This window comes from Jannaschia maritima, assembly GCF_030973515.1.
Classification (GTDB): Bacteria; Pseudomonadota; Alphaproteobacteria; order Rhodobacterales; family Rhodobacteraceae; genus Jannaschia; species Jannaschia maritima.
Map to the genome: position 1 here is coordinate 176,619 of NZ_JARGZA010000001.1, position 25,422 is coordinate 202,040.

The following is a 25,422-nucleotide window of genomic DNA, read 5'->3' on the forward strand; positions in this document are numbered from 1 at the left end:
CGCGGCCCCCGCCGGGAGCAAGCGGCGGTCAGAGGGGCGTTCGCAACCTGTCGAACAGGGTCGCGATGCCATCGAGATCCGCGTTCGCGAAGGCGATCCGCACCGTCGCCTCGGCGAAGCCGTCGCCCCCATGGGCCCGGGTGGGGCCGAACATCGTTCCCGGCAGGAGGAGGACGCCCGCGTCGCGCACCAGGCGGCGACACAGGTCGTCCGACGCTTCGCGGTCGAAGGGATGGCGGGCATAGGCGAAGTAGGCCCCGGACCCTTCGAGGCGCCACCCGGGCATCGCGGCGAAGCCGGTGCGGACCGCCGCCAGCCGGTCCAGGGTCGCGCGGCGTTCCCCGGCCAGCCATTCGCCCAGGTTCTCCATCCCCCACAGGGCGGCGTGCTGGCCCAGTTGCGCGGGGCAGATGGTGACCGTGTCGAGCCATTTCTCGACCTCCGCCAGCCGGGCGGGGGCGGCGACGATCGCGCCGGTGCGGTGCCCGGTCAGGCGGAACGCCTTCGAGAAGCTGTAGAGCTGGATCAGGACCCCGTCCCAGTCGGGATCGGCGAACAGGTCGTGCGGCGCGCCCGCGGCGGAGTGGAAGTCGCGATACGTCTCGTCCACGATCAGGGCGATGTTCCGCCATCGGCACAGGTCGCGGAACGCGGCCAGGAGCGTCGGGGGGTATTCGACGCCGGCCGGATTGTTGGGCGACACGAGGACGATGGCCCGGGTGCGGTCGTCGATGGCCTTCGCGGCGACGTCCGGGTCGGGCAGCAGGTCCGCGCCCGGCGGCAGCAGGCGCGATTCCACCCCCGCCATGTCGCACCACATCTTGTGGTTGAAGTAGTAGGGCAGGGGCAGCACGACGTTGTCGCCGGGTCCCGCCAGCGTCGCCATGATCGCCGTGAAGGCCTGGTTGCAGCCGGCGGTGATGGCCACCTGATCCGCGTGGATCACGCCGCCGTAGTCGCGCGACCAGTCCGCTGCCACGCGTTCGCGCAAGGCGGGCAGCCCCAGCACGGGGCCGTAGAGGTGCGCGTCGGGCCTGTCGCGGACAATGCGGGCCATCGCGTCGCGCAGGGATTTGGGCGGCGGGTCGGCGGGCGCCGCCTGCGACAGGTTCAGGAGCGGGCGGTCGTCCGGGAACGTCACGTCCGCCAGCCAGCGCCGCGCCTCCATCACGGGGGGCGGGGCGGTGGCGGCGACGCGCGGATCGACGTGGAGGGGCATGGTCGCGGGGTCCGCGGTCAGAACGGGATCTCGTCGTCCATGTCGGAGCCGCCGCCATAGCCGTCGTTGCCCCCGCCCGACGAGCCGCCACCATAGCCGCCGCGGCGGTCGTCCGAGTAGCCGTCGTTGCCGCCCCCCATGCCGCCGCCGCCGCCGCCGTCGCGTCCGTCGAGCATGGTGAGCGTGCCGCCGTAGCCCTGGAGCACGACCTCCGTGCTGTAGCGGTCCTGCCCGGACTGGTCCTGCCACTTGCGGGTCTGCAGCGCCCCTTCGATGTACACCTTCGAGCCCTTCTTCAGGTACTGTTCCGCGACCCGGACCAGCCCTTCCTGGAAGATCGCGACCGAATGCCATTCGGTCTTCTCCTTGCGCTCGCCCGAGTTCTTGTCGCGCCACGTTTCGGAGGTCGCGATGCGCAGGTTGCAGACCTTGCCCCCGTTCTGGAACGACCGAACCTCCGGGTCGCGGCCCAGATTCCCGATCAGGATCACCTTGTTCACGCTGCCAGCCATCGCACGATTCCCCGCTTCCGAATTGCTGGCGCGATCATACAGCATGCCCGCCGGAGGGGTAAGGGCGCCGGCATGCGTCCGGGTTGGTTTTCGGGGCGGGGTGCGGTACCCCCTGGAGGCGCGCGGGGCGTCGGACCCGCGCGGCGGGGGCGCGTAGGGAGGACGGTGCCGATGAGGGGAACGATGGTCTTGGCGGCCGTGTCGTGTCTGATGGCGACCACGGCGGCGGGGCAGGCGCAGGTCTTCTCGTCCAAGTCGCGGACCGACCTGTTCGGGCAGCAGACCGCGTTGATGGATCGGCGGCTGTCGTCGCAGTACCGGCATTCCGATCGCCTGAAGCCGCGCGTGCCGGGGGCGGGGACCCCCACGCGGGAATCGATCCCCGCGTATCGCGGGCAGCGCAGCCGGTTCCTGGAGCCGGCACGCGCAGCCGCGCGTCGCCATGGCGTGCCGGAGGATCTGTTCTTGCGCCTGGTGCGGCAGGAATCGGGGTGGAACCCGTCCGCCGTCAGCCGCAAGGGGGCGCTGGGGCTGGCGCAGCTGATGCCCGGCACGGCGCGCGTCCTGCGGGTCGATCCGCGCGATCCGATCCAGAACCTCGACGGGGGCGCGCGGTACCTGGCGCAGCAGTACCAGACGTTCGGATCGTGGCGCCTGGCGCTCGCCGCGTACAACGCGGGGCCGGGCGCTGTGGTGAAGCACGGCGGCGTGCCGCCCTTCCGGGAAACGCGCCATTACGTGCGCGCCATCCTGGGCAAGGCCTGAGGGCGCGGCCCGCATGGAGGTTTGACACGGCGGCCCCGGAATGTAGGGTCCCCGCCACGCCCCGGCCAAGGGGTGACGATGCGGGATCCGCGCCGCGCGCGGCCCGTGCGACAATAAAAAGGGAGGGGTCCATGGACCGCCGTTCATTTCTTCGCAATTCCGCCCTCGGGGGCACGGCCGCGGCCGCGACGACGCTTGCTGCGCCGGCCTATGCGCAGGGCAACCGCACGCTGGTGATGGTCACGTCCGTGCCGGACGGGTTCGCCGTGTTCGACGACGCCGCCGTGTACCTGGCGGATCTGATCACCACGATGACGGACGGCCAGATCACGGTCGACAAGCGGCCCGCGGGCGCGCTGGTCGGCGCGTTCGAGGTGTTCGACGCGGTGTCGTCGGGCCAGGCCGACATGTACCACTCGGCCGACTACTACTTCGGCGGTCAGCATCCCGGCTACTACTTCTTCACCGCGGTGCCGTTCGGCGGCACGGGGCAGGAGCTGGCGAACTGGTACTACCATGGCGGCGGGCAGGCGCTGCACGACGAGTTGGGGCAGATCTTCGGCCTCAAGTCGTTCCTGGCGGGCAACACGGGCCTGCAGCCGGGCGGGTGGTTCAACCGCGAGATCAACTCGGCCGAGGACCTGCAGGGCCTGCGCTTCCGCATGCCGGGCCTTGGCGGCCGCGCGCTGGGCCTGACCGGCGCGTCGGTGCAGAACGTGCCGGGTGGCGAGATCTATCAGGCGCTGTCCTCGGGCTCGATCGAGGGCGCCGAATGGATCGGACCCTTCGCCGACGAGCGGCTGGGCCTGCAGGAGGTGTGCGACTTCTACTACACCTCCGGCTTCCACGAGCCGGGCTCCGCGCTGTCCACGGCCATGAACCGCGACGTGTTCGACAGCCTGACGCCCGCGCAGCAGAAGATCTTCGAGGCGGCCGCCGCGGCGACGCATCAATGGTCGCTGTCGCAGTCCTATGCCAACAACGCCGCCGCCCTGGAGCGGCTGGTGTCGGGCGGCACGCAGGTCAAGCAGTTCCCCGACGACGTGTGGGACGCCTTCGGCGCCGCGTCGCAGGAGGCGCTGGACGCCGACATGGGCGACGAGCTGTACGCGCGCATCCGCAACAGCTTCGACGCGTCGGTCGCCTCCACCTCCGCGTGGACGTCGATCTCGGACGACGTGTACCGCCAGCAGCGCGACCGCATCATCGGCTGACGCTTCAGGTCCGCGCGCGCCTTTCGCGGCGCGCGCGGACCACCCGCCCGGCACGGGCCGGGCGCCATCGGCCGGGGGACCTTGATGGACACGATCGTCGCCTTCTTCGCCACCTGGGCCTCCTCGGTCGGCGGGGTGTTCGTCGCCCTGTTCAACCCCGACCTGTGGCTGGCGTGGGTCGGTGGGCTGGAAACGCCGGAAGACAAGCAATCCCTGGCGCGCGTCATCTATTACGGCGCGAGCGGCGAGCTGTTCTTCGTCGCGCTGACGCTGTTCCTTGTGGTGACGGCCATCGGGTACGCGAACCGCGGGTTCCTGTGGGGCGTCGTGCGCGGGTCCGAGTTCGGGCTGAACTGGCTGGGGCGCATCGCGGCCTGGGCCGGGTTGCTGATGGTCCTGCAGCAGACGATGATCGTGTTCCTGCAGCGGATCTTCCGGGCCTCCGAGATCTCGATCAGCCCGTTCGGGACGGCGTTCACGCGCGACCTGTCGTGGTATTCCGAGGAGCTGAAGCTCTACAACGCGATGATCGTATGCCTATGCGTGTCGTGGACGTTCATCCAGGGCGGGCACGTGCGGGTCGATCTGTTCTACGCCACCATGTCGCACCGCGCGAAGCGGGTCGTCGACATGATCGGCTGCATCGTCTTCATGATCCCGGCGCTGCTGCTGATCTGGCTGTACGGCTGGTTCTTCTTCTGGCGCTCGATGGTGACGGGCGCGATCTCGGCCAGCCAGGATCTGGAAACGCTGCTGACGCGGTCGCGCGGATTGCGCTGGAACGTCGAGACCATCGCCTTCAGTCCCAACGGGTTCGACGCGTACTTCCTGTTCAAGGTCCTGATCCTCCTGTTCGCCGCCACCGCGCTTCTGCAGGCCGTGACGTTCTTCTGGCGGTCCTGGCTGGAGTATCGGGAGGGCGAGATCTCGGCCGGGCGGTACCTGGACCGCGACGTGACCGGGTACGAGGTCGCCGACACCACCACCACCGGAACGGACGTCGCCGTCCAGCCGGCGGCCAAGACGACGCATTGAGGCCCGCGGGACGCGGGACGCATTGAGGCCCGCGCGACGCGGGATGCATTGACGCCCCACCGGGGGCGGGACGATCGAAGCCCGCACCAAGCGGGTCGCACAGGACGACCCGCGCGGTCGGGGACGGGAGAAGACGGAAATGCTATTCGGCTTGGACGGCGTCGAGATCGGCCTGATCATCGTGTTCCTGTGCCTGTTCGGCGGGATCATGTCGGGCTTTCCGGTGGCCTTCGCCATTGCCGGAGCGGGCGTCATCAGCTTCGCGATCATCGCGGCGCTGGATAGCGCGGGCATCCTGATCCACCAGGCGATCGACAGCGGGTCGGCCGAGTATGCCGCCCTCGTGGCGGACGGGGTGGCGCGCGAGGCGATCTCGATCTTTCGGTATCCCGACCTGCCGCGCATCGAGGAGGCCGTGTTCCCGCAAGGGTGGGAGGTCGCGCTGGACCGCAACATGGGCTTCGTCGTCAACCGGATGAACGAGCGCGTGATCGCGGGCCAGTCGATCGAGACGCTGCTCGCGGTCGCGATGTTCGTGCTGATGGGCATCACGCTGGAACGGTCGCGCATCGCGGATGACCTGCTGAACACGATGGCCCGCGTCTTCGGACCGCTGCCGGGCGGCTTGGCAGTAAGCATCGTGATCGTCGGCGCGTTCCTGGCGGCATCGACCGGCATCGTGGGCGCCACGGTCGTGACGATGGGCCTGCTGGCCCTGCCGACGATGCTGCGCAACGGGTACAGCCCCGAACTGGCGACGGGCGTGATCGCCGCGTCGGGGACGCTGGGGCAGATCATCCCGCCGTCGATCGTCATCGTCCTGCTGGGATCGCTGGCGGGCGACATCTATTCCAACGCGCAGGAGGAGCGGGCGGTCCTGGCCGGCTGCCGCGATGCGCTGACCCTGCTGGGGGAACCCGCGGTGGTGTCGGTCGGCACGCTGTTCCAGGCGGCGCTGCTGCCGGGCATCTTCCTGGCCGGCCTCTATGCGGCCTATGCGTTCGGGTTCGCGCTGGTGAACCCGTCGAAGGCCCCGCCCGTCACCATCGAGGGCGGACGAGGGACCGCCATCACCCGGAACGACGCGCTGGTCTGGTTCCTCGGCATTCCCGTGGCGATCGTCGTGGGCGGGATCGTGCTGGGGCAGGCGGGCGTGATCGGCAACCAGGACGCGGCGTTCAGCACGTCGACCGCCGGGACCCAGGGCGCGAGCCTGCGGACCAACGTGTCCCCCGAATGCCAGGCCTCGATGATCGAGCTGCATGGTCAGGTGGCCTGGGATCTGGCCGTGGCCGAGCAGCAGGCCATACGGGACGCGGGCGGCGTGCAGGTCGCGCGCGACCTGACGGAGGAGGAGTTGGTGGAGGCCCGCGCCGCGGCCATCGCGGGCACCGCGCCGATCGGCACGGGCATCGCGGTGCTGTTCCTGGGGCTGGCGCTGGTGCTGGCTACCGCACGGGGCGTGGCGCCGCTGGCGTCGGGTCGGCCCCTGGCGATCGGCGCGGCGGGCATCCTGCTGGCCTTCCTGATCGACATCGTCCTGATCGGTCCGAACACGTCGTCCGGCGCGACCTTCGTGCTGATGGCGATCCCGCTGGCGATCACGCTGGTCGGCATCGCCCCCGCCTTCGGGCGACTGGCGGAGAACGAGCTGCTGCGCGTGGTCTTCCCGCCCCTGGTCCTGATCGTCGCGGTGCTGGGGTCGATCCTGGCGGGCATCACCAACCCGACCCCCGCCGCCGCGCTGGGGGCGTCCGGCGCGATCATGCTGGCCGCGTTCCGCAAGCTGAAGGACGAGGACGGGCCGGGCGGCATCATCCTGCTGGCATCGCTGGCCCTCGTCGTGATGCTTCTGATCGGCATCAACTTCGACATGCGCAGTGGCATCGGGGGCACGACGGCGGCGGACACGGTCGCGCGGATCGTCGCGGGCATCGCGTACCACGCCGCGTTCCTGGGGCTGCTCTATGCGTGCTGGGTGCTGTTCCGCACCGGCGTCCTGGGCCCGGTCGTGCGCGAAACGGCGAAGGTCACGTCCATGGTGTTCACCATCCTGATCGGGTCGCAGGTCCTGAACCTGGTGCTGATCTCGTTCGGGGGGGGAGCATTACATCCAGCAGTTCCTGCGCAGCTTCGACAGCGAGGTGCAGGTCTTCCTCATCGTGATGCTGGTACTGTTCGTCTTGGGCTTCGTCCTGGACTTCCTGGAGATCATCTACATCGTGATCCCGATCGTGGGGCCCGTCATCTATGGTGGGACGCTGGACCCGAAATGGGTGACGATCATGGTCGCGGTGAACCTGCAGACGAGCTTCCTGACGCCGCCCTTCGGCTTCGCGCTGTTCTATCTGCGGGGCGTGGCGCCGCCTTCGGTCACGACGGGGCACATCTATCGCGGGGTGCTGCCCTTCGTGCTGATCCAGGTGATCGGCCTGGGCATCCTGTGGCTGTTCCCGGGCATCGTCACCATCGTTCCAGATTTGTTGCCGAACAACTGAGGGGAACCCGCCGGGGGGCGTGGGTGTAGGTCAGGGACCACCCCGCACCGGTCCATATGGGAGATCCGAGATGTCACTGAAGCGCATGGCGATTGGAATGGCGATCGCGTTCGCCGCCTCCAAGGGAGTGGATGCGATGCGTCGCAACGGCGGCCTGCAGGGCTTGCAGCGGCAGTTGGGCGGCGCCGGCGGCGCGTCCGGCGGTCTGGGCGGCCTGCTGCGCAACCTGGGCGGGTCGTCCGGCGGGATGGGAAGCCGGACGGGCGCCGCGGGCGGCGGACTGGGCGGCCTGCTGGGCGCGCTGGGCGGTTCCACCGGCGGTGGCGGCCTGGGCGGCGTCGGGCGCGCGGGCGCGGCAGGCGGCGGCCTCGGCGGACTGCTGGGTGGGCTGGCCTCGATGGCAGGCGGCCACGGGGCGGTGCAGCAGGGTCGCGTCCGGGACGAGGGCCATGCGATGGAGATGGCCGAGAGCGGACCGCAGGACGAGGCGACCGCGGCCTGCATGATCCGGGCGATGGCCCAGGCGGTGCGCGCCGATGGCCATATCGATGCCGACGAGGAGAAGGCCCTGATGGAGGTCGTCGACCAAGCCGCCGATCCGGGTGACCGCGCGGCTGTGGAGGCCGCGCTGGCGGAGCCCATCGATCCGGAGGGCCTGGCCGCCGACGTCCCTGTCGGGCACGAGTCGGAGGTCTATGCCGCGGCACTGACCGCCATCGACCCCGACAGCGCGACCGAGAAGCAGTTCCTGGCCCGGTTCGCCAAGGCCCTGCGCCTGCCGGACCAGACGGTGCAGGACATGCACGACGCCCAGGGCAAGCCGCGCTGACGGCCGCCCTTCGCCGTGCCGCGCCTCCGCGCGCGGCGCGGGTTTCCCTTCGCCCGGCCATGCCCTAGCTGTGCGGCGAATCCACGAACATCCGGAGGGCCGCATGGCCGATACCCCCGACCCCGAGAACACCATCCTGCTGGAGCTGAAGGACGGCACCGTCACGATCGAGCTGCTGCCCGACATCGCCCCCGGCCATGTCGAGCGCATCAAGGAGCTGGCGCGCGAAGGTGCGTATGACGGCGTAATCTTCCACCGCGTGATCGACGGCTTTATGGCGCAGACCGGCGACGTGGAGCATGGCAAGGACGGGGGCGACAGCCGCCGCGCGGGCACGGGCGGCAGCGACAAGCCGGATCTGAAGGCCGAGTTCTCGGGCGTCCCGCACGACCGGGGCACGCTGGGCGCCGCGCGCAGTCAGAGCCCGGATTCCGCGAACAGCCAGTTCTTCATCAACTTCGCGGACAACCATTTCCTGAATCGCCAGTACACGGTCTATGGCCGCGTGGTGGACGGCATGGACCATGTCGACAAGATCACGCGGGGCGAGCCGCCCACCGATCCCGACAGGATCGTCAGCATGAAGGTGGCCGCCGATGCGTAAGCTATCCTTCGCCGCCGCCCTGCTTCTGGCCGGGCCCGCCTTCGCCACCGGCCTGGAGATCGACGTCGAAGGGGAGGCCAACGGCATCGTCACGATCGACCTGTTCGAGGATGTGGCCCCCCAGCACGTCGAGCGCATCACCGCGCTGGCCGAACAGGGGGCCTATGACGGGGTGGTGTTCCATCGCGTGATCGATGGGTTCATGGCGCAGACGGGCGACGTGCAGTACGGCCGGGAGGGCGCGAACCTCGCCCGGGCCGGGACCGGCGGGTCCGACATGGGCAACGTGCCTGCCGAATTCTCGGACCGGTCGTTCGGCCGTGGCGTGGTCGGCATGGCCCGGTCACGCGATCCCGACAGCGCCAATTCGCAGTTCTTCATCATGTTCGAGCCGGCGCCCCACCTGGACGGCCAGTACACGGTCGTGGGCGAGGTCACGGACGGGATGGACGTGGTCGACGCGATCAAGCGCGGCAGCTCCGCGGCGAACGGGTCGGTCGCGGAAGCGCCCGATGTCATGCGCCGGGTCCGCGTCGTCGAATAGGTCGGACGTCGCCCGAACGACGAAGGCCGCCCCGGGAGGGCGGCCTTTTGCTTGGATACGTCGGTCTTCGAGGTCAGTCGGTCGCGGTCACGGCGGCACCGGCGTCGACGGCGCCGTCCTCCGCCGGGGCGGCGATGAAGCCGAAATACGCGGTGATGATGATCGCTGCGAAGACGATGCAGGCAGTGATGCCGATCAGCGGGCCGGCATGCCGCTTCTCCTGCTTTTCCAGGTTCGTGTTGGGGGCGCTCATAGATCGATGCTCCGGGGATGATTGCTTGACGGACGAACCCGCGGGGCGGGGTTCGGGTTCCACCCTTGCCAAGCCGGGCCGCACGTCGGACGCTGCGCTCGCAACGCGAGGAAGGGACGGGGCATGGCGACGATGCGCGCGATCGGGACGATGTCGGGAACCTCGCTGGACGGGGTGGATGCCGCCACCCTCGAGACGGACGGCGAACGGATCGAGGCGTTCGGCCCGGGGGCCTTCCGCCCCTATACCGAGGCGGAGGCCGTAATCCTGCGCGCGGCGCTGGGACGCTGGCCGGGCGGAGCCGGCGTCGCCGCGGCGGGGCGGGTGGTGGAGGATGCCCATGCCGCGATCCTGGGCGAGATGATCGCGGCCGACCCGGCCGCCGCGCTGATCGGGTTCCACGGACAGACGCTGTCGCACGACCCGGAGGGGCGGCGCACACACCAATGCGGCGACGGTGCGGCGTTGGCATCGCGGTTGGACCGTCCGGTGGCCTGGGACTTCCGAACCGCCGACGTGGCGGCGGGCGGGCAGGGCGCGCCGCTGGCGCCCCTGTTTCACCGCGCCTGCGCCCGGTGGATCGGGGCGGATGCCCCGGTGGCGTTCCTGAACCTCGGCGGCGTGGGCAACCTGACCTGGATCGACTCTGCGAACGACGGCGACGACGGGATCCTCGCCTTCGACACGGGTCCGGCGAACGCCCCGCTGGACGACCTGGCGCTGACCGCGACGGGACGCCCCTTCGACATGGACGGGGCCCTGGCGGCGGCGGGCGTGCCGGACGACGGGGCGGTCGAGGCGGTCCTGGCCCATCCGTACTTCGGGGCCCCTGCGCCCAAGTCGCTGGACCGCGACGCCTTCGCGGGCGTGGGGGCCGCCATCGGGTCGCTGCCGCCCGCCGACGCCGCGGCCACGTGGGTCGCCGTCCTCGCTCGCAGCGTGACCCTGGGACTGGCCCTGTGCCCGGCCCCCCCGCGCCGCGTCCTCGTATGCGGAGGCGGACGGCGGAACCCGGCGATCATGGCCGCCCTGGAGCGGACGCTGACCGTTCCCGTGCGGCCCGTCGAGGCGGTTGGGCTGGACGGTGACCTGCTCGAAGCGCAGGCCTTCGCGTTCCTGGCTGTCCGGGTCCTGCGCGGGTTGCCGTTGTCGCTGCCCGGCACCACGGGCGTGCTGCGACCGACCCCCGGGGGCGTCGTGTCGCAGCCGTCGCTTGCGTCCGGGGGGGCGGACGCTAAACGGCTCGCGAGCTGACGCGAAAGGAGCTTGCGATGGTCTCCCGCACGATACCGGTCGACGCCTTCGACCTCGTCCTCTTCGGTGCGACGGGGGATCTGGCCGCCCGCAAGATCATCCCTTCCCTGTACCGGCGGTACCTGGCGGGACAGATGCCAGGCGATGCGCGCTTGATCGGGGCCGCCCGGTCCGAGCTGGACGAGAAGGGCTTCCGTAATTTGGTGCGCGAGGCCCTGGACACGTTCGTCCACCCGGATTTGCGCCGGGACGAGACGATCGATTCCTTTTGCGAGATGTGCAGCTATGTCGCCGTCGACGCCAAGGCCGATGGCGGTTGGGACGAACTGAAGGGCAAGCTGCGCGATGGCCTGATCCGCGCGTTCTACTTCAGCGTGGGCCCGTCGATCTTCGGACCCCTTGCGGACGGTCTGCGGTCGCACGGATTGGTGGACGAGCGGTCGCGTCTGGTGGTGGAGAAGCCGTTCGGGCACGATCTGGAAACGGCGGAAAAGCTGAACGCCGACCTGGCCGCGAACTTCGACGAGTCGCAGATCTATCGCATCGACCACTTCCTGGGAAAGGAGACGGTGCAGAACCTGATGGCGCTGCGCTTCGGGAACGTCCTGTTCGAACCGCTGTGGAACGAACGCTACGTCGATCATGTCCAGATCACCGTGGCTGAGACGGTGGGCGTGGGCGGACGCGGCGGGTATTACGATCAGTCCGGCGCGATGCGGGACATGGTGCAGAACCACCTGATGCAGTTGCTGTGCCTGATTGCGATGGAGCCGCCGGCCGCGTTCGAGTCCGATCGTCTGCGCGACGAGAAGCTAAAGGTGATCCGTGCGCTCGACCCGGTGGAACCGCAGGACGTGGTGCGGGGGCAGTACAAGGTCGGGCCCGAAGGTCCGTCCTATGTCGAGGATGCGGAGAACCCCGACAGTCGCACCGAGAGCTTCGTGGCGCTCAAGGTGGGCATCTCCAACTGGCGGTGGAAGCATACGCCCTTCTACCTCCGGACCGGCAAGCGGATGACCCGGCGGATGTCGGAGATCGTGGTCCAGTTCAAGGAAACGCCGCATTCGATCTTCGAGCGCGACAGCGGCAGCAAGGCGAACAGCCTGCGTATCCTGTTGCAGCCCGACGAGGGGATGGACCTGGCGGTGACGATCAAGGAGCCCGGACCGGGCGGCATGCGCCTGACGACGGTGCCGCTGGACATGACCTTCGCGGATGCGTTGAACCAGGATCATCCGGAGATGCCCGACGCTTACGAGCGACTGATCATGGACGTCATCCGCGGCAACCAGACCTTGTTCATGCGCGGCGACGAGGTTGAGGCGGCATGGGCATGGACGGACCCCGTCATCAGGCGGTGGGAAGACAACGGCGACAAGCCGGAGCCGTATGGGCAGGGAACGTCCGGCCCCGAGGAATCGCTTATGCTGATGCACCGCGATGGACGGCGCTGGCGCGACCTGGGGGTCTGAGTTGGAACTGATCGAGTATCCCGACCGAGAGATCCTGGCCATGCGGCTTGCGGATACCTTGGCCGCTTCGCTGCGATCGTGCTTGTCCCTGCACGATCGCGCCAGCTTCTGCGTCACGGGCGGGTCGTCGCCCGCGGAAGTGTATGGCATCCTGTCGGGCGTGCCGATGGAGTGGAACCGCGTGGACGTCCTTTTGAACGACGAACGATGGGTGCCGGAGGACGACGCACGATCCAATACCCGGCTGATCCGCCGCACCCTGCTGACCGACAAGGCGGCGGCGGCGAACTTCGTGCCCATGTACGCCGACACTGCCACGCCTGAGGACGGAATACCGTCGTTGATGGATGCCTATGATGGCAAGTTCCCGATCTCGCTGCTGCTGTTGGGCATGGGCGCGGATGGCCACACCGCCAGCCTGTTCCCCGAAGGCGACAACCTGGCCGTTGCGTTGGAGGACGAAGCGCCGATCCTGATGGGGATGCGGGCCCCCGGCGCCGACGAGCCCCGCATCACGCTGACCGGGCGCGTCCTGACCGATGCGATGGAAACGCATGTCCTGATCATGGGCGACGACAAGCGGACGCGGTTGGAGGCGGCGGCCGGCGCCGACCCGATCGAACAGCCCATCGCCGCAGTCCTGCCGAACGCAACAGTCCACTGGGCCGCCTGATCCCGCCAATGGAAGCCATGCCATGACAGACGCCGACCGCACCCCCGACTTTTGGGACGGCATCGAACGCCTGAAGTCCCACCGCGGCGCGCGCATCACCGAACTGCTCGACCGCCCCGGACGGATGGAACGTTTCACGGCGGCGAGGGACGACTTCGTCCTGGACCTTTCCAAGACGTCCATCACCGACGAAGCGCTCGACCTGCTGCTCGTCATGGCTGCCGACGTACCCGAGCGTCGCGACGCCATGTTCCGTGGCGATCCGATCAACGAGACCGAGGGCCGTGCCGTCCTGCACACCGCCCTGCGCCGAACTCCGGCGGACGGGCCATTGATGGTGGAGGGCACCGACGTCATGCTCGGCGTCCACGAGACCCTGGATCGCATGCGCGACTTCGCCCGGGCCGTCCGAGGCGGCGGGTTCGAGGGGCAGGGCGGACGGATCACGGACGTCGTGAACATCGGCATCGGGGGATCGGACCTGGGGCCCGCCATGGCCGTCCGTGCCCTGGTGCCTTATCATGACGGGCCGCGATGCCATTTCGTCAGCAACGTCGACGGGGCGGACTGGGCTGATACGGCCGCCGGCTTGGACCCGGCCACGACGCTGGTGATCGTGGCGTCGAAGACCTTCACCACGATCGAGACGATGACCAACGCGCGAACGGCGCGCGATTGGATGGCGGGCACGGTCGCCGACCCGGCAACCCAGTTCGCCGCCCTGTCGACCGCCGCCGACAAGACGGCCGCGTTCGGGATCGATCCGTCGCGGGTATTCGGCTTCGCGGACTGGGTCGGTGGACGCTATTCGATGTGGGGGCCGATCGGCTTGGCTTTGATGATCGCCATCGGGCCGGATGCGTTCGACGATTTCCTGGGCGGCGCGCGGGACCTGGACGCGCATTTCCGTGACACGCCCCTGGCGCGCAACATGCCGGTCCTGTTGGCGCTGGTCGGGATCTGGCACCATCAGGTCTGCGGCTATCCGACCCGGGCGGTCCTGCCTTACGACGACCGTTTGGCGCGTCTGCCCGCGTATCTGCAGCAGTTGGAGATGGAGTCGAACGGCAAGGGGGTGACCCTCGCGGGGGATGCGTTGCAGGGGCCCGCCGGGCCCGTCGTCTGGGGCGAGCCCGGCACCAACGGGCAGCATGCCTTCTATCAACTGATCCATCAGGGCCGGACCGTCGTTCCGTGCGAGTTCGCCGTCGCGGCCCGCGGGCACGAGCCCGATCTGGATCACCACCACCGGTTGCTGATCGCGAACTGCCTGGCGCAGTCGGAGGCGCTGATGCGTGGACGCGACCTCGATGAGGCGCGGGGCATGCTCGCCGATCGGTACGACGGTGCGGAATTGGAGCGGCAGGCGGCACATCGCGTCTTCGCCGGGAACCGCCCATCGACGACGTTGATCTACCCCCGGATGGATCCGCGCACGTTGGGTCGGATCGTAGCATTGTACGAGCACCGGGTCTTCGTCGAGGGGGTCATGCTGGGGATCAACAGCTTCGATCAATGGGGCGTGGAGCTGGGCAAGGCACTGGCGACATCGCTCGGGCCGCTGGTCGAAGGGGAAGACGCATCGAGCAAGGACGCATCGACACAAGAACTGTTGCGGACCCTGCGTGGCTGGCGGGACCGGTCTTGACCTAGTCCCGATTCGCGCCGTCGCGGGACGTGAACGCCGTGACGTAACTAGCTGGCAACGCACGCTTCGTTCTGTGATCGGCCTCCATCAGACAGATCACCGCCTCGCCTGTGGTACAGTGGCGGCCACCGGCATACACGCGGTATTCCATCGTCCAGGAGGTCCGGCGGAAGCTACGCGTACGTCCGGTCACGGTGTAGACGTCCTCGAGGAACAGCGGTCGATGATAGGCGACCGTGATCTGCTTCAAGACCAGCGCGGGACGCGTTGCCGCATCGGCATAATCGCCCAAACCGTATTCGCGCAGATAGGCGATGCGGAACGTTTCGAACCAGCTGAGATAGGTCGCGTTGTTGACGTGGTTCAGCGCGTCGAGTTCGTGGAAGCGGACGCGATCGGCCAGACCGAAATCGAACGGGTCCGGTACGCCGTTCGCGCGCAGCGTATCGCGATCGAGGGGACGCAGGAAGGGAGGGGTGGCGGCCATCGCGATCCATGCGGTGGTTGGAGCGGGTAACGGGAATCGAACCCGTAACTTAAGCTTGGGAAGCTCGCGTGATACCTTTTCACCATACCCGCCGCTGCGCCCATCTATCAGTCAGGCAATTCCCGCCGCAAGCGGATATCGTCAGCGTAGGTATGCTCGGATGGTCCCCTCGACCCCGTCCGACCAGACGGATCGCAAGGCGGCGTCGAAGTCATTCCGAAACGCGGACGCATCCCGAAGCCCGTCATAGCATCGCAGGCCGAGCCACGCATCCGGGTCGGTCTTCGCGGCCCGGGCGGCGGCCTGCAATTCGTCCCAGTTCGGATCGTTCGGCTCGATGAGGCTGCCATCCTCGCGCGTGCCTTCGCAATAGCGGGCCCACATCGCCTCCACCAAGGCCAATCCCTTCACGGGTCGGCCGGCGGCAAGATTGTCGACGATGGAAGGATGGAGGAACCCGGGATGTCTGCTGCTGCCGTCGAACGCCACGCGCCGCGTCGTGTCCACGATGGCCTCGTTCGCGAAGCGGGGGATCACCATGTCGAGGTATTGATCCGGCGTATACCCGGGCACGGCGTGAAGGTTCGGCAGGATCTCGCGCGATTGGACGTGTCGGAACAGCGCGCCGATGAGCGGATGGCTCATCGTGCCGGCAATGGTGGCGATCCCCAGCAGATCCCCCGCATTCGCCAGGATCTGATGCCCTGCGTTCAGGATGCGGAGCTTGAGAGCCTCGAATGCATGGACGTCACTTGTGAAGACCGCACCGGCCCGTTCCAAAGGGGGGCGGCCCGCGGCGAAGCGGTCTTCCAGGACCCAGTGGCGGAACCGTTCGTGGGTCACGGGCGCGGTATCCGCGATCCCCAGAGCCCGGGCCATCGCACGTTCGCGCGGGCCGGTGGCGGGGACGATGCAATCCACCATGCTGTTGGGGAACGTGCATACGCCATCGATCCAATCCGCCAGGTCGGGATCGCCGGCGCGGACCAACCCCGTGACGATGGTGCGCAAGAGCGTGCCGTTGCCTTGCAGATTGTCGCAACTGAGCAGCGTCAGCGGCCCGGACCCCGCCGCCTGCCTGCGTCGCAGCGCGGCCACGATGGCGCCGAAGGCGGTCCGGGGGGCGTTCGCCAAGTCGGAATCGTGGACGAGATCCGGATGCGTCAAGTCGGGGCCATTCGGTCCGAGAAAGTATCCACCTTCGGTGACGGTCAGGGACACGATCCGGATCGCAGGCGCGGCCATCTGCGCGATCAGCGGTCCATGCCCGTCCTCGACGGGGACATAGCCGATCATCGAGCCCACGATCTCCGCGTTCGTTCCCACCGGGTCGAGCTCGATCAAGGTCGTGAGGAAATCCTGCTCGGCCAGCTTCGTTCGCATCGCCGCATCGTAGGGGCGCACGCCGGCGCCAAGGATCGCCCAGTCCTGGGCCAAGCCATCCTGCATCAACCGGTGGAGGTACCATGCCTGGTGGGCCCGGTGGAAGTTGCCCGTTCCGATGTGGACGATGCCGGGGGTCAGAGCCGACCGGTCGTAGGTCGGGGCCGAGATGCCGGCGGGCGGAACCGTCAGGGGTGCCAAGTCCGCTTGCGTCAGCTCATCCATTGGCCACCATCCACGTTGTAGCATTGCCCGACGACGTAGTCGGAATCCGCACTCGCGAGGAACACGGCCATGCCGGTCAGATCGTCCGCGCTACCCATGCGGCCGAAGGGAACGGCGGCGCCGACCTCGCGCTTCTTCTGACCGGGCGTCTTTCCTTCGAGCCGTGCGAACGCGGCATCGACGCCGTCCCAGTGCTCGCCGTCCACGACGCCGGGCGCGATGGCGTTCACGTTGATCCCGTGCGCGATCAGGTTCAACGCCGCCGATTGGGTCAGGCTGATGACGGCCGCCTTCGTGGCGCAATAGACCGCGACGAGCGGTTCGCCGCGCCGGCCCGCCTGGCTGGCCATGTTGACGATCCGACCCCCGGTGCCCTGCCGGATCATCACCCGGGCCACCACCTGCATCGTGAACAGGGTGCCCGCCACGTTGATGTCGAAGGCTCGCGCGAAGTCGTCGCGCTCAATGTCCACGATCGGGGCGGCGGTGAAGATCGCGGCGTTGTTGATCAGCACGTCGATCCCGCCCAAAGCGTCGACGGCCCCCGCCACGCCCGCGTCGATCCCTTCTTGCGTGGACACGTCCATCGGAACCGCATGGCAGGCATTCCCTATCCCCTCCGCGGTGCGGCGGGCGCGGGCGGGATCGATGTCGCCGATCACGACCTGCGCGCCTTCGGCGACGTATCGCCGGGCGAAGGCCGAACCGATACCCCGCGCGCCCCCCGTGATCAGTGCGCGCTTCCCCGCAAGGCGGGTCATGCGATGCGCAAGCCGTCCCGACCGAAGCGGTGCATCCGGGCGATGTCGGGGGTCATGTGGATGGTGTCGCCGCTTCGGAAGCTGACCTCGCCCGGCGCGCGGACGGTCAGGGGTTCCGCAAAGTCGTTCACATGGACGTGGAAGAAGGTGTCCGAGCCCAGATGCTCGGCGACCCCGACCTTGCCCGCCCATTCGCCGGCATCGGGCGATACCGCGATGTGCTCCGGCCGGATGCCGATATGGGTGGCGCCGTGCTTGGCCGCCTCCGGCCCCTCGATCAGGTTCATCCGCGGCGATCCGATGAACCCGGCCACGAACAGGTTGCGCGGCTCCCGATACAGTTCCAGCGGGGAGCCCACCTGCTCGATCACGCCGGCGCGCAGGACGACGATCTTGTCGGCCATGGTCATCGCCTCGACCTGATCGTGGGTGACGTAGATCATCGTCGTCTCCAACCGCTCGTGCAGTTCGGAGATCTCCAGCCGCATGCCGACGCGCAGGGCGGCGTCCAGGTTGGACAGGGGCTCGTCGAACAGGAACGCAGCCGGTTCGCGCACGATGGCACGCCCGATGGCCACCCGTTGCCGTTGTCCGCCCGACAGCTGCCCCGGCCGACGGTCCAGGTAGTCTATCAGGTTCAGCGCGGCCGCGGCCTTCTCGATCTTGGCGTCCTGTTCGGCCTGGTCCACGCCGGCCATCCGCATGGGGAAGGCAATGTTCTTACGGACGGACATGTGCGGGTAGAGCGCATAGGACTGGAACACCATCGCCAGCCCGCGCTTGGCGGGCGGTACGTCGGTGACGTCGCGGCCATCGATCTCCATGTGGCCGGAGGTCATGTCCTCCAGCCCCGCGATCAGGCGCAGCAGGGTCGACTTGCCGCAACCGGATGGTCCGACGAAGACGGTGAACTCGCCGTCCTCGATCGTCAGGTCCAGCGGTGGGATGACCTGGACGTCACCGAAGGACTTCGTGATGTTGTTGAGCGTGATGCGTCCCATCGGAAGGCCTCCCCTACTTGACTGCGCCGAACGTCAGGCCACGGACGAGCTGCTTCTGGCTGAACCAGCCCAGGATCAGGATCGGCGCGATGGCCATGGTGGATGCCGCCGAGAGCTTGGCGAAGAACAGGCCCTCGGGGCTGGAATAGCTGGCGATGAACGCCGTCAACGGTGCGGCGTTCACGGCGGTCAGGTTCAAGGTCCAGAACGCCTCGTTCCAGGCGAGGATGAAGTTCAGCAGGATGGTGGACGCGATGCCGGGCACGGCCATCGGCGTCAGCACGTACAAAATCTCGGAGCGCAGCGACGCACCGTCCATGCGCGCGGCCTCCAGGATCTCGCCGGGGATCTCGCGGAAGTAGGTGTAGAGCATCCAGACGATGATCGGCAGGTTGATCAGCATCAGAATGAATACGAGGGCCGCCTTGCTGTCGAGCACGCCGAGCTGGATGCAGATCAGATAGATCGGATACAGCACGCCGACGGCAGGCAGCATCTTGGTCGATAGCATCCACAACAGGATGTCCTTGGTCCGCTTGGTGGGTTGGAACGCCATGGCCCATGCCGCGGGCACGGCGATCACGATGCCCAGCAGCGTGGAGCCGCCCGCGATGATGACGCTGTTCCACAGGAAGCGGACGTAGTTCGATCGTTCCTGCACGACGCCGTAGTTCTCCAACGTCCAGTCGAAGGCGAACAGGGACGGGGGGGAGGCGATGGCTTCCGCCTCCGTCTTGAAGGAGGTCAGGATCGTCCAGAGGATCGGGAAGAAGATCAGCAGTCCGATGGCCCAGGCGAGGGCGGACCACCCGATCTTGGCCCCGGTGGATGCGGCACGCGCCATTACTGAAGCCCTCCGATCGGGAGTGTCGTCAGCGTCGGGCTCGACCGCGAGACGACGGGGGAGTGGGTAACGCGATGTCCAGTCGCGGCGACCTGCGCACCGTTCGAACACGTAGAGCGGGACCCCCGTTCGGAGGGCAGGGCGCGATGCGCGCGTTCGGGACGATCACGCATCGAGGTTCTTCCCCACGATCCGCATCAGGAAGATCGCGACGATGTTGGCCAGGATGACGGCGATGATCCCGCCGGCCGAACCGAGCCCGACGTTCTGCGATTCCAAGACCCGTTGATACACGAGATAGGTCAGCGTCCGAGTGCCGAAGGACCCCTGGGTCGTCACGAATATCTCGGCGAAGATCGACAGCAGGAAAATGGTCTGGATGAGCGTCACGATCGTGATGGCGCGGGCCAGGTGGGGCAGGATGATGAACCAGAACCGCTTCAGCGGCGGGGCTCCGTCCATCTCCGCGGCCTCCAACTGCTCGCCGTCGAGCGACTGCACGGCAGTCAGCAGGATCAGCGTCGCGAAGGGGAGCCATTGCCACGACACGATCAAGATGATCGACAGGAGCGGCGTCTCCACCAACCAGTCGTGCGGGGTGGCACCGAAGAAGCGCCAGACATGCGATAGGACGCCGTTGACCGGGTCCATCATCATGTTCTTCCACACGAGCGCGGACACGGTCGGCATCACGAAGAACGGCGCGATGACCAGGATCCGGACCACGCCCTGGCCGAACATCGGCTTGTCCAGGAGCAGCGCGAGCAGGACGCCCAGGGTCACAGTGATCGCGAGGATGGCGCCCACCATCACGAGGGTGGTCGTCACTGCGTCCCAGAACGACGACGACGAAACGAACCGTTCGTAGTTATCGAACCCGATCCACGGCTCGAACACGCCGCGCAGGGGTCGGAAGTCGGCGAAGCTGAAGTAGAGCGTCGTAATCAGCGGAACCAGCATCCAGCCGAGCAGCAGGACGACGGCCGGCGCCATCATGAGGCGCGCGGCCGATTGGGATGCCTTCGTTGCCATCGGATGCCCCCCGGGCTGGCGTCGTTACCGTTCGTTCCCCGGGGCCTGACCCAGAGGACGCATCGTCAGATCGTCGCGGGGGCGGCACGTGGCTCCGCGCGGATGTCGACGGGGGCGCCGTCAAGCGCCCCCGCATCAGGCTCAGCGGTAGCCCGCGGCCTCCATCTCCTCGTTGAACAGGTCCTGCACCTTCTGCAGGGCCTCCTCCGGGGTCTGCTGACCAGCCAGCATCGCGCTGAACTCCTGCCCCGCGGCGGTGCCCATTCCCTGCCATTCGGGAATGGCGACGTACTGGACGCCCACGTAGGGAACGGGGTCGACGGTGGGTTCGGACGGGTTGGCCGCGTTGATCGAGTTCAAGGTCATCTCCGCGAAGGGAACGTCCTGATACTCGGCCGTCTCGTAGAGGGAGGTGCGAGCGCCCGGAGGCACGTTGGCCCAGCCCTCGTTCTCGGCGACCAGCTCGATGTAGTCCTTCGACGTCGCCCAGGAGATGAACGTCTTCGCTTCCTCGGTCGCGTCGGAGCCCGACGGCACCGCCAGCGCCCATGCCCACAGCCAGTTCGACCGCTTTCCGTTGCCCGCATCGGGCGCCAGCGCAAAGCCGACCGAATCCGCGACTTCGGAATCGTCGGGGTTCGTCACGAAGGACGCCGCCACGGTGGCGTCGATCCACATCGCGCAGCGGCCCTGCTGGAACAGCGCCAAGTTCTCGTTGAACCCGTTCGTGGCAGCCCCCGGAGGGCCGGCATCCGTCAGCAGGTCGTTGTAGAAGTTGATCGCCTCCGACCATTCGGGGCTATCGGCCTGCGCGTTCCAGTCCTCGTCGAACCAGCGCGCGCCGAAGGCATTGCCGACGGTCGTGATGAAGGCCATGTTCTCGCCCCAGCCGGCCTTGCCGCGCAGGCAGATGCCGTACTGTTCGGCGTCCCGGTCAGTGAGCTGGCGTGCGGCGTCTGCGACCTGCTGCCAGGTCGGCTCCATCGGCATGTCGATGCCGGCTTCCTCGAACAGGTCGGTCCGATACATCACCATCGACGATTCGCCGTAAAACGGCGCGGCGTACAGCGTGCCGTCGTAGGACAGACCTTCCCGCATCGCCGGCAGGATGTCGTCGGCATCGTAATCTTCGCCCATGTCGTCGAGCGCGACGAGCCAACCCTGCTCGGCCCAGATTGGGGTCTCGTACATCCCGATGGTCAGCACGTCGAACTGACCGCCCTGAGTGGCGATGTCCTGCGTCACGCGCTGGCGAAGGACGTTCTCCTCCAGGGTCACCCATTCAAGGGCGATGTCGGGGTGCTGCTCCGTGAAGGCGTCCGTCAGCCCCTGCATCCGGATCATGTCGCCGTTGTTCACGGTTGCGATGGTCACGGTCGTCTGATGGCCGTCCGCGAAGGCGGAGCCGGCGGCGCAGATCGCAAGGGTGCTGGCGGCGCAGAGCGCCGTTCTGATGGTCATGAATATCTCCTCCCGGGTGCCGTGTCTCTGCACCTGTTCGGTGACAATTCCCCACCGATGGAATTCTGTCAACGATTTTTTACGCGGGTAAACTTTCAGGCGGATGCCCGTATGACCAAACGTGCGGGGATCAGCCGCTCCGTCCGGCGGGGAAGGCGCCCGCCCGATTCGATCACCCGGATCAGGGTCGCCACGCTCTCGCCCGCGACGGCATCGTAGTCGTGGGCGGCGGTCGTGAGCGCTGGACATGTGAAGCGCGCGACCGGATGGTCGTCCATCGAGGCGACCCGTAGGGCACCTGGTTTGGTCCGGCCTACGGCGACGCCGTGATTGAAGGCTGCCGAGAGCAGTCCGATCGCGAGCCGATCGTTGCTGCACAACACCGCATCGCCCGGCAGGCCGCCATCGGCGAGGAGCGCGGTGGCCCCCTCGTAGCCGATCCGCTCGAATTCCCACCCCTCGCCCTCGATCTCGACCACCTCCGGCTCCAATCCGCGCCGGCGCATCGCCGCGACATAAGCATCGCGCCGCTTGTTCGCGTTCGGATTGGCGGGCGTGCGCATTCCGAAGAACCAGGGTCGACCGCCATCCCGGCAAAGGTAGTCGATCGCCTGTTCGACGAAGGACGCGTTGTCGGATCCGATGAACGCTTCGCCCAACGTCCGAAGGTTGCTGTCGAAGAGGACGGTCGGCACGTCGCGACAGAACCGTTCGATCATGGCGCGGTCCGAGAGGCGGCCGAGTGGGGCCATCAGAATCCCCGCCGGCCGGATCGATCGCAAGGTATCGAGTATCTCACCTTCGATCCGCGGATCACCGTGGGCGCTGAACAGGGTCGGACTGAACCCGGCCTCGATGCACCGCCGCTCGATGCGGCGGGCGATCTCGGCGAAGAAAGGGTCCGCGAGATAGGGCACCACGATCCCGACGTTCTTCGTCAGACGCCTGTTCTGATTCATCGCATAGATGTTCGGCGTGTAGTCGAACCGGTCTAGCGCAGCCTCGATCCGTGCGCGCGTGGTCGGGCGGACGCTCTCGCTGTCCTGGAAGTATTTCGACAAGGTCGGGCGTGAAATGCCGCTGACCCGGGCGAACTCCTCCATGTTGCGGATCTTGTGATCGTCCATCGCGCCCTCCCCGGCGGGCGTACACTATGCGCATAGACGGGAAACCGCCAACATAAGACCCGGGTCGGGCAGCCGATCAGACGATCGTGCGATGGAAGTGAATGGCTCCGGCGGTAGGGATCGAACCTACGACCAATTGATTAACAGTCAACTGCTCTACCGCTGAGCTACGCCGGAACACCGGAGCGGCGGATATCGCCGGGGCGGAGGGCGCGCAAGGGGGTTGCGTTCGAAAATCGGCCATGCCGGATCACCGACCCACCGCCACGAACGTGCCATCCGGCGTCATCTTGTCCGCCGCCACCCGGCCGAGGGACGTGAGGCGTATCAGATGGGCGAGGACGTTCCGCGCTGCCGCCGCGCGGAGAGATGGCGGCGTCCCCACATAGATTACGTCGACGATCTCGGGGATCGTCGCGGGGCGATCCAGGTGGTTCAGGTAGTCGAAGATCGCTCGCTCCCGATCCATTCGATGCGCGCGAAGCTCCGCGCATCGTGTCTTCGGGTCCAGGACCGGTTCTCCATGGCCCGGATACAGCCGATCCAGTTCCAAATCGGCAATGCGATCGATCGACGCGAGGAACCGGTCCACGTCGCCGTCAGGGGGAGATATCATCGTGGAAGCCCATCCCATGACCACATCACCGGTGAAAGCGGCCCGTCCTTCCAACCAGTGGAACGCATGATGTGCGCCCATGTGCCCGGGCGTCCAGACGGCGCGCAGCGTCCAGCCGTCTCCGGCAACGATCGCTCCATCGGAAAGGCTGCGATCCGGACGGAAGCTCAGATCCGCGCCCTCGCCACCGCCGAGCCTGTCCAGACCGGCCATCCGTTCGGACCGCCCGTCCCCCGCCCGCCCGTAGGCCAGGACCGGTGCCCCCGTCGCGGCGGCCAGGGCCGGGGCACCGGCACTGTGGTCCAGATGAGGATGGGTCACCAGGATCGCCGTGACATGGGCGGAGCCGATCGCGGCCCGGACTGCATCGCGATGCCCACCATCCCTCGGACCCGGATCGATCACCGCCCGGTTCCGTCCTGCCCCCAGGACATAGGTCGCAGTTCCATCCGCGGTCATGGCGGACGGGTTCGGCGCGACGACGCGCAGCAGGCCCGGCTGGAGCGACGTCGCGGCCATGTGCTTTCCCCCGACGTCGCGGTTCCCTAGCGTGGCAGCATGACCGCGCTCACCTCGCCCTCGCAAGCCCGCACCTGGCTGCCGCGCAGCTTCTATGCGCGGGCTGCCATGATCCTGATCCTACCGATCTTGGTAATCCAATTGGTCGTCGCCGTCCTGTTCCTGCAGCGCCACTTCGAGGACGTGACCGACCAGATGACGGCGAACATGACGCGGGAACTGGCGCTCGTCCGCGACCGACCGGAGCTGAGCGAAGCCTTGGGTCTGACATGGGTGGATCCGCCCGATCGGACGCGGATCGCTTGGTTCGACCTGTCGGGCCGGGCGATGTTGGCGCGGATGGAGCAGGCCATCCCCGACCTCGAAGCCCTCGACCTCCGCACCGGCGACAAGCAGGTCCGCGTCGGGTTCGCCGACGGTACCGGGCTGGCCTTCGCCCGCGGCGAGGTGACGGCGTCCAACCCGCATCAATTGCTCGTCTGGATGGTCTTCGTCGCCCTGGTGATGACCGGGATCAGCATGCTGTTCCTGCGGGGCCAGATCCGTCCGATCCGGCGTCTCGCACGCGCGGCCGAAGCGTTCGGAAAAGGACAAACGCTTCCGTTCCGGCCGACCGGAGCGACGGAGGTCCGGTCGGCGGGTACCGCCTTCCTGGACATGCGTACGCGGATCGAGCGGCATATCGAGCAGCGGACGCTCCTGCTGTCGGGAGTGAGCCACGACCTGCGGACCCCCCTGACGCGGATGAAGCTGGAACTGTCGATGATGGACGGGGAGGAGGCGTCGTCCCTGCGCGACGACGTGGCGGCGATGGAGCGGATCATCGACACGTTCCTCGACTTCGCGCGCGGCGACGCGACCGCCGCGACGGAGGTCGTGGACCTGACCGATCTCGTCCGGGATGCGGTGGGCCAGGCGCTGCCGAACCGCGACGTAGCCGTCGGGGGCCATCCCGTGACCGTCCGGGTCGCCACGACGGCACTGCGGCGCGCCGTCCAGAACCTCGTCACGAACGCGGCCCGCTATGGCGAGCGGATCGTCGTATCGGTGCATGGATCGGAGCATGCCTGCATCGTCGCCGTGGAGGACGACGGCCCCGGCATAGCGGAGGATGATCGCGATGCCGCCACCCGGCCATTCGCCCGTCTCGACCGCGCCCGCAGCAACACCCGGGGCAACGTCGGCCTGGGTCTGGCCATCGTACAGGACGTCGCGCGCGCCCACGGCGGCACGCTTCGCCTCGGCACGTCCGAGATGGGCGGGCTGAAGGCCGAGATCGTGCTGCCGCGTTGATCGACGGGAACGTGGTAGGCCTGGCAGGACTCGAACCCGCAACCAAAGCGTTATGAGCGCTCTGCTCTAACCGATTGAGCTACAGGCCCGCCACGGGGGCGATCTAGCAGACCGCGATGCGCACGCCAAGCGGACGTTGGCATGGCGGACGCT

General features: G+C 67.9%; 23 protein-coding genes, 3 tRNA genes and 1 pseudogene. 12 read left to right on the forward strand and 15 right to left on the reverse strand.

The features are described 5' to 3' along the window. Positions 1-28: 28 nt before the first annotated feature. On the reverse strand, positions 29-1,219 hold the full coding sequence (locus tag P0084_RS00890; RefSeq protein WP_308914911.1) for an aminotransferase: 1,191 nt from the start codon (positions 1,217-1,219) through the stop codon (positions 29-31). Between the two features lie 17 nt (positions 1,220-1,236). After that, on the reverse strand, positions 1,237-1,731 hold the full coding sequence (ssb, locus tag P0084_RS00895) for a single-stranded DNA-binding protein (RefSeq protein ID WP_308914912.1): 495 nt from the start codon (positions 1,729-1,731) through the stop codon (positions 1,237-1,239). A gap of 171 nt (positions 1,732-1,902) precedes the next feature. Here ssb and P0084_RS00900 point away from each other — a divergent pair, with 171 nt between their 5' ends. The 7 genes and pseudogenes from P0084_RS00900 (at position 1,903) to P0084_RS00930 (ending at position 9,220) form a co-directional block, all read left to right on the forward strand. Further along, complete coding sequence (locus P0084_RS00900; protein ID WP_308914913.1) at positions 1,903-2,496, forward strand: lytic transglycosylase domain-containing protein; 594 nt, start codon at positions 1,903-1,905, stop codon at positions 2,494-2,496. Between the two features lie 131 nt (positions 2,497-2,627). Continuing rightward, the gene (locus P0084_RS00905) at positions 2,628-3,710 is read left to right on the forward strand and encodes a TRAP transporter substrate-binding protein (RefSeq protein ID WP_308914914.1); all 1,083 of its coding nucleotides are present in this window, start codon (positions 2,628-2,630) and stop codon (positions 3,708-3,710) included. A gap of 84 nt (positions 3,711-3,794) precedes the next feature. Beyond that, positions 3,795-4,745: a TRAP transporter small permease subunit gene (locus P0084_RS00910; RefSeq protein WP_308914915.1), complete on the forward strand. Its 951-nt coding sequence runs from the start codon at positions 3,795-3,797 to the stop codon at positions 4,743-4,745. A gap of 139 nt (positions 4,746-4,884) precedes the next feature. After that, positions 4,885-7,243 (forward strand): annotated as a pseudogene (locus tag P0084_RS00915) (TRAP transporter large permease). 70 nt (positions 7,244-7,313) lie between these two features. Next, entirely contained in the window at positions 7,314-8,072 is a 759-nt protein-coding gene (locus P0084_RS00920) for a DUF533 domain-containing protein (protein WP_308914916.1), read from the forward strand. A gap of 103 nt (positions 8,073-8,175) precedes the next feature. Continuing rightward, positions 8,176-8,676 (forward strand): peptidylprolyl isomerase, encoded by a 501-nt coding sequence (locus P0084_RS00925; protein ID WP_308914917.1) that lies wholly within the window; start codon positions 8,176-8,178, stop codon positions 8,674-8,676. Next, positions 8,669-9,220: a peptidylprolyl isomerase gene (locus tag P0084_RS00930; protein WP_308914918.1), complete on the forward strand. Its 552-nt coding sequence runs from the start codon at positions 8,669-8,671 to the stop codon at positions 9,218-9,220. The genes P0084_RS00925 and P0084_RS00930 overlap by 8 nt, the downstream gene beginning before the upstream one ends. A gap of 73 nt (positions 9,221-9,293) precedes the next feature. Here the strand turns inward: P0084_RS00930 and P0084_RS00935 are convergent, their stop codons facing one another. Beyond that, positions 9,294-9,473 carry a hypothetical protein gene (locus tag P0084_RS00935; RefSeq protein WP_308914919.1) on the reverse strand — a complete coding sequence of 60 codons (180 nt, stop codon included), beginning with the start codon at positions 9,471-9,473 and terminating at the stop codon, positions 9,294-9,296. A gap of 123 nt (positions 9,474-9,596) precedes the next feature. On the opposite strand from P0084_RS00935, the gene P0084_RS00940 reads away from it, so the two are divergent. The 4 genes from P0084_RS00940 to pgi are packed head-to-tail and all read left to right on the forward strand — an operon-like array spanning position 9,597 to position 14,520. Continuing rightward, the gene (locus tag P0084_RS00940; RefSeq protein ID WP_308914920.1) at positions 9,597-10,727 is read left to right on the forward strand and encodes an anhydro-N-acetylmuramic acid kinase; all 1,131 of its coding nucleotides are present in this window, start codon (positions 9,597-9,599) and stop codon (positions 10,725-10,727) included. A gap of 17 nt (positions 10,728-10,744) precedes the next feature. Then, complete coding sequence (gene zwf, locus P0084_RS00945; RefSeq protein ID WP_308914921.1) at positions 10,745-12,199, forward strand: glucose-6-phosphate dehydrogenase; 1,455 nt, start codon at positions 10,745-10,747, stop codon at positions 12,197-12,199. 1 nt (position 12,200) lies between these two features. Next, on the forward strand, positions 12,201-12,872 hold the full coding sequence (gene pgl / locus P0084_RS00950) for a 6-phosphogluconolactonase (protein WP_308915056.1): 672 nt from the start codon (positions 12,201-12,203) through the stop codon (positions 12,870-12,872). Between the two features lie 22 nt (positions 12,873-12,894). Continuing rightward, the gene (gene pgi / locus P0084_RS00955) at positions 12,895-14,520 is read left to right on the forward strand and encodes a glucose-6-phosphate isomerase (protein ID WP_308914922.1); all 1,626 of its coding nucleotides are present in this window, start codon (positions 12,895-12,897) and stop codon (positions 14,518-14,520) included. A gap of 1 nt (position 14,521) precedes the next feature. On the opposite strand, the gene P0084_RS00960 is transcribed toward pgi, so the two are convergent. The 11 genes from P0084_RS00960 to P0084_RS01010 form a co-directional block, all read right to left on the reverse strand. Next, positions 14,522-15,007: an acyl-CoA thioesterase gene (locus P0084_RS00960; RefSeq protein WP_308914923.1), complete on the reverse strand. Its 486-nt coding sequence runs from the start codon at positions 15,005-15,007 to the stop codon at positions 14,522-14,524. 18 nt (positions 15,008-15,025) lie between these two features. Then, positions 15,026-15,099 (reverse strand) — tRNA-Gly (locus P0084_RS00965). A 49-nt stretch (positions 15,100-15,148) separates the two neighbouring features. Further along, positions 15,149-16,615: a mannitol dehydrogenase family protein gene (locus P0084_RS00970; protein ID WP_308914924.1), complete on the reverse strand. Its 1,467-nt coding sequence runs from the start codon at positions 16,613-16,615 to the stop codon at positions 15,149-15,151. Next, positions 16,603-17,376: an L-iditol 2-dehydrogenase gene (locus P0084_RS00975; protein WP_308914925.1), complete on the reverse strand. Its 774-nt coding sequence runs from the start codon at positions 17,374-17,376 to the stop codon at positions 16,603-16,605. Before P0084_RS00975 ends, P0084_RS00970 begins: the two co-directional genes overlap by 13 nt. Then, positions 17,373-18,377 carry an ABC transporter ATP-binding protein gene (locus tag P0084_RS00980; protein WP_308914926.1) on the reverse strand — a complete coding sequence of 335 codons (1,005 nt, stop codon included), beginning with the start codon at positions 18,375-18,377 and terminating at the stop codon, positions 17,373-17,375. Before P0084_RS00980 ends, P0084_RS00975 begins: the two co-directional genes overlap by 4 nt. Before the next feature lie 13 nt (positions 18,378-18,390). Continuing rightward, positions 18,391-19,221 (reverse strand): carbohydrate ABC transporter permease, encoded by an 831-nt coding sequence (locus P0084_RS00985; protein WP_308914927.1) that lies wholly within the window; start codon positions 19,219-19,221, stop codon positions 18,391-18,393. A 165-nt stretch (positions 19,222-19,386) separates the two neighbouring features. Beyond that, complete coding sequence (locus P0084_RS00990; RefSeq protein ID WP_308914928.1) at positions 19,387-20,253, reverse strand: carbohydrate ABC transporter permease; 867 nt, start codon at positions 20,251-20,253, stop codon at positions 19,387-19,389. 141 nt (positions 20,254-20,394) lie between these two features. Continuing rightward, a complete protein-coding gene (locus tag P0084_RS00995) occupies positions 20,395-21,714 on the reverse strand; it encodes an ABC transporter substrate-binding protein (protein ID WP_308914929.1) in 1,320 nt (439 codons plus the stop codon). Between the two features lie 95 nt (positions 21,715-21,809). After that, positions 21,810-22,841 (reverse strand): LacI family DNA-binding transcriptional regulator, encoded by a 1,032-nt coding sequence (locus P0084_RS01000; protein ID WP_308914930.1) that lies wholly within the window; start codon positions 22,839-22,841, stop codon positions 21,810-21,812. A 102-nt stretch (positions 22,842-22,943) separates the two neighbouring features. Continuing rightward, a tRNA-Asn gene (locus P0084_RS01005) sits at positions 22,944-23,018 on the reverse strand. Between the two features lie 73 nt (positions 23,019-23,091). After that, the gene (locus P0084_RS01010) at positions 23,092-23,976 is read right to left on the reverse strand and encodes an MBL fold metallo-hydrolase (RefSeq protein WP_308914931.1); all 885 of its coding nucleotides are present in this window, start codon (positions 23,974-23,976) and stop codon (positions 23,092-23,094) included. A gap of 39 nt (positions 23,977-24,015) precedes the next feature. Between P0084_RS01010 and P0084_RS01015 the strand changes: the two genes are divergently transcribed. Further along, entirely contained in the window at positions 24,016-25,269 is a 1,254-nt protein-coding gene (locus tag P0084_RS01015) for an ATP-binding protein (RefSeq protein WP_308914932.1), read from the forward strand. A gap of 12 nt (positions 25,270-25,281) precedes the next feature. Here the strand turns inward: P0084_RS01015 and P0084_RS01020 are convergent. After that, positions 25,282-25,358 (reverse strand) — tRNA-Ile (locus tag P0084_RS01020). Positions 25,359-25,422 lie beyond the last annotated feature (64 nt).

What these genes read in the sequence shown, in the direction of transcription:
- P0084_RS00890 (WP_308914911.1), bottom strand. Translation starts at nt 1,219, where the DNA reads ATGCCCCTCCACGTCGATCCGCGCGTCGCCGCCACCGCCCCGCCCCCC.
- ssb (WP_308914912.1), bottom strand. Translation starts at nt 1,731, where the DNA reads ATGGCTGGCAGCGTGAACAAGGTGATCCTGATCGGGAATCTGGGCCGC.
- P0084_RS00900 (WP_308914913.1), top strand. Translation starts at nt 1,903, where the DNA reads ATGAGGGGAACGATGGTCTTGGCGGCCGTGTCGTGTCTGATGGCGACC.
- P0084_RS00905 (WP_308914914.1), top strand. Translation starts at nt 2,628, where the DNA reads ATGGACCGCCGTTCATTTCTTCGCAATTCCGCCCTCGGGGGCACGGCC.
- P0084_RS00910 (WP_308914915.1), top strand. Translation starts at nt 3,795, where the DNA reads ATGGACACGATCGTCGCCTTCTTCGCCACCTGGGCCTCCTCGGTCGGC.
- P0084_RS00920 (WP_308914916.1), top strand. Translation starts at nt 7,314, where the DNA reads ATGTCACTGAAGCGCATGGCGATTGGAATGGCGATCGCGTTCGCCGCC.
- P0084_RS00925 (WP_308914917.1), top strand. Translation starts at nt 8,176, where the DNA reads ATGGCCGATACCCCCGACCCCGAGAACACCATCCTGCTGGAGCTGAAG.
- P0084_RS00930 (WP_308914918.1), top strand. Translation starts at nt 8,669, where the DNA reads ATGCGTAAGCTATCCTTCGCCGCCGCCCTGCTTCTGGCCGGGCCCGCC.
- P0084_RS00935 (WP_308914919.1), bottom strand. Translation starts at nt 9,473, where the DNA reads ATGAGCGCCCCCAACACGAACCTGGAAAAGCAGGAGAAGCGGCATGCC.
- P0084_RS00940 (WP_308914920.1), top strand. Translation starts at nt 9,597, where the DNA reads ATGGCGACGATGCGCGCGATCGGGACGATGTCGGGAACCTCGCTGGAC.
- zwf (WP_308914921.1), top strand. Translation starts at nt 10,745, where the DNA reads ATGGTCTCCCGCACGATACCGGTCGACGCCTTCGACCTCGTCCTCTTC.
- pgi (WP_308914922.1), top strand. Translation starts at nt 12,895, where the DNA reads ATGACAGACGCCGACCGCACCCCCGACTTTTGGGACGGCATCGAACGC.
- P0084_RS00960 (WP_308914923.1), bottom strand. Translation starts at nt 15,007, where the DNA reads ATGGCCGCCACCCCTCCCTTCCTGCGTCCCCTCGATCGCGATACGCTG.
- P0084_RS00970 (WP_308914924.1), bottom strand. Translation starts at nt 16,615, where the DNA reads ATGGATGAGCTGACGCAAGCGGACTTGGCACCCCTGACGGTTCCGCCC.
- P0084_RS00975 (WP_308914925.1), bottom strand. Translation starts at nt 17,376, where the DNA reads ATGACCCGCCTTGCGGGGAAGCGCGCACTGATCACGGGGGGCGCGCGG.
- P0084_RS00980 (WP_308914926.1), bottom strand. Translation starts at nt 18,377, where the DNA reads ATGGGACGCATCACGCTCAACAACATCACGAAGTCCTTCGGTGACGTC.
- P0084_RS00985 (WP_308914927.1), bottom strand. Translation starts at nt 19,221, where the DNA reads ATGGCGCGTGCCGCATCCACCGGGGCCAAGATCGGGTGGTCCGCCCTC.
- P0084_RS00990 (WP_308914928.1), bottom strand. Translation starts at nt 20,253, where the DNA reads ATGGCAACGAAGGCATCCCAATCGGCCGCGCGCCTCATGATGGCGCCG.
- P0084_RS00995 (WP_308914929.1), bottom strand. Translation starts at nt 21,714, where the DNA reads ATGACCATCAGAACGGCGCTCTGCGCCGCCAGCACCCTTGCGATCTGC.
- P0084_RS01000 (WP_308914930.1), bottom strand. Translation starts at nt 22,841, where the DNA reads ATGGACGATCACAAGATCCGCAACATGGAGGAGTTCGCCCGGGTCAGC.
- P0084_RS01010 (WP_308914931.1), bottom strand. Translation starts at nt 23,976, where the DNA reads ATGGCCGCGACGTCGCTCCAGCCGGGCCTGCTGCGCGTCGTCGCGCCG.
- P0084_RS01015 (WP_308914932.1), top strand. Translation starts at nt 24,016, where the DNA reads ATGACCGCGCTCACCTCGCCCTCGCAAGCCCGCACCTGGCTGCCGCGC.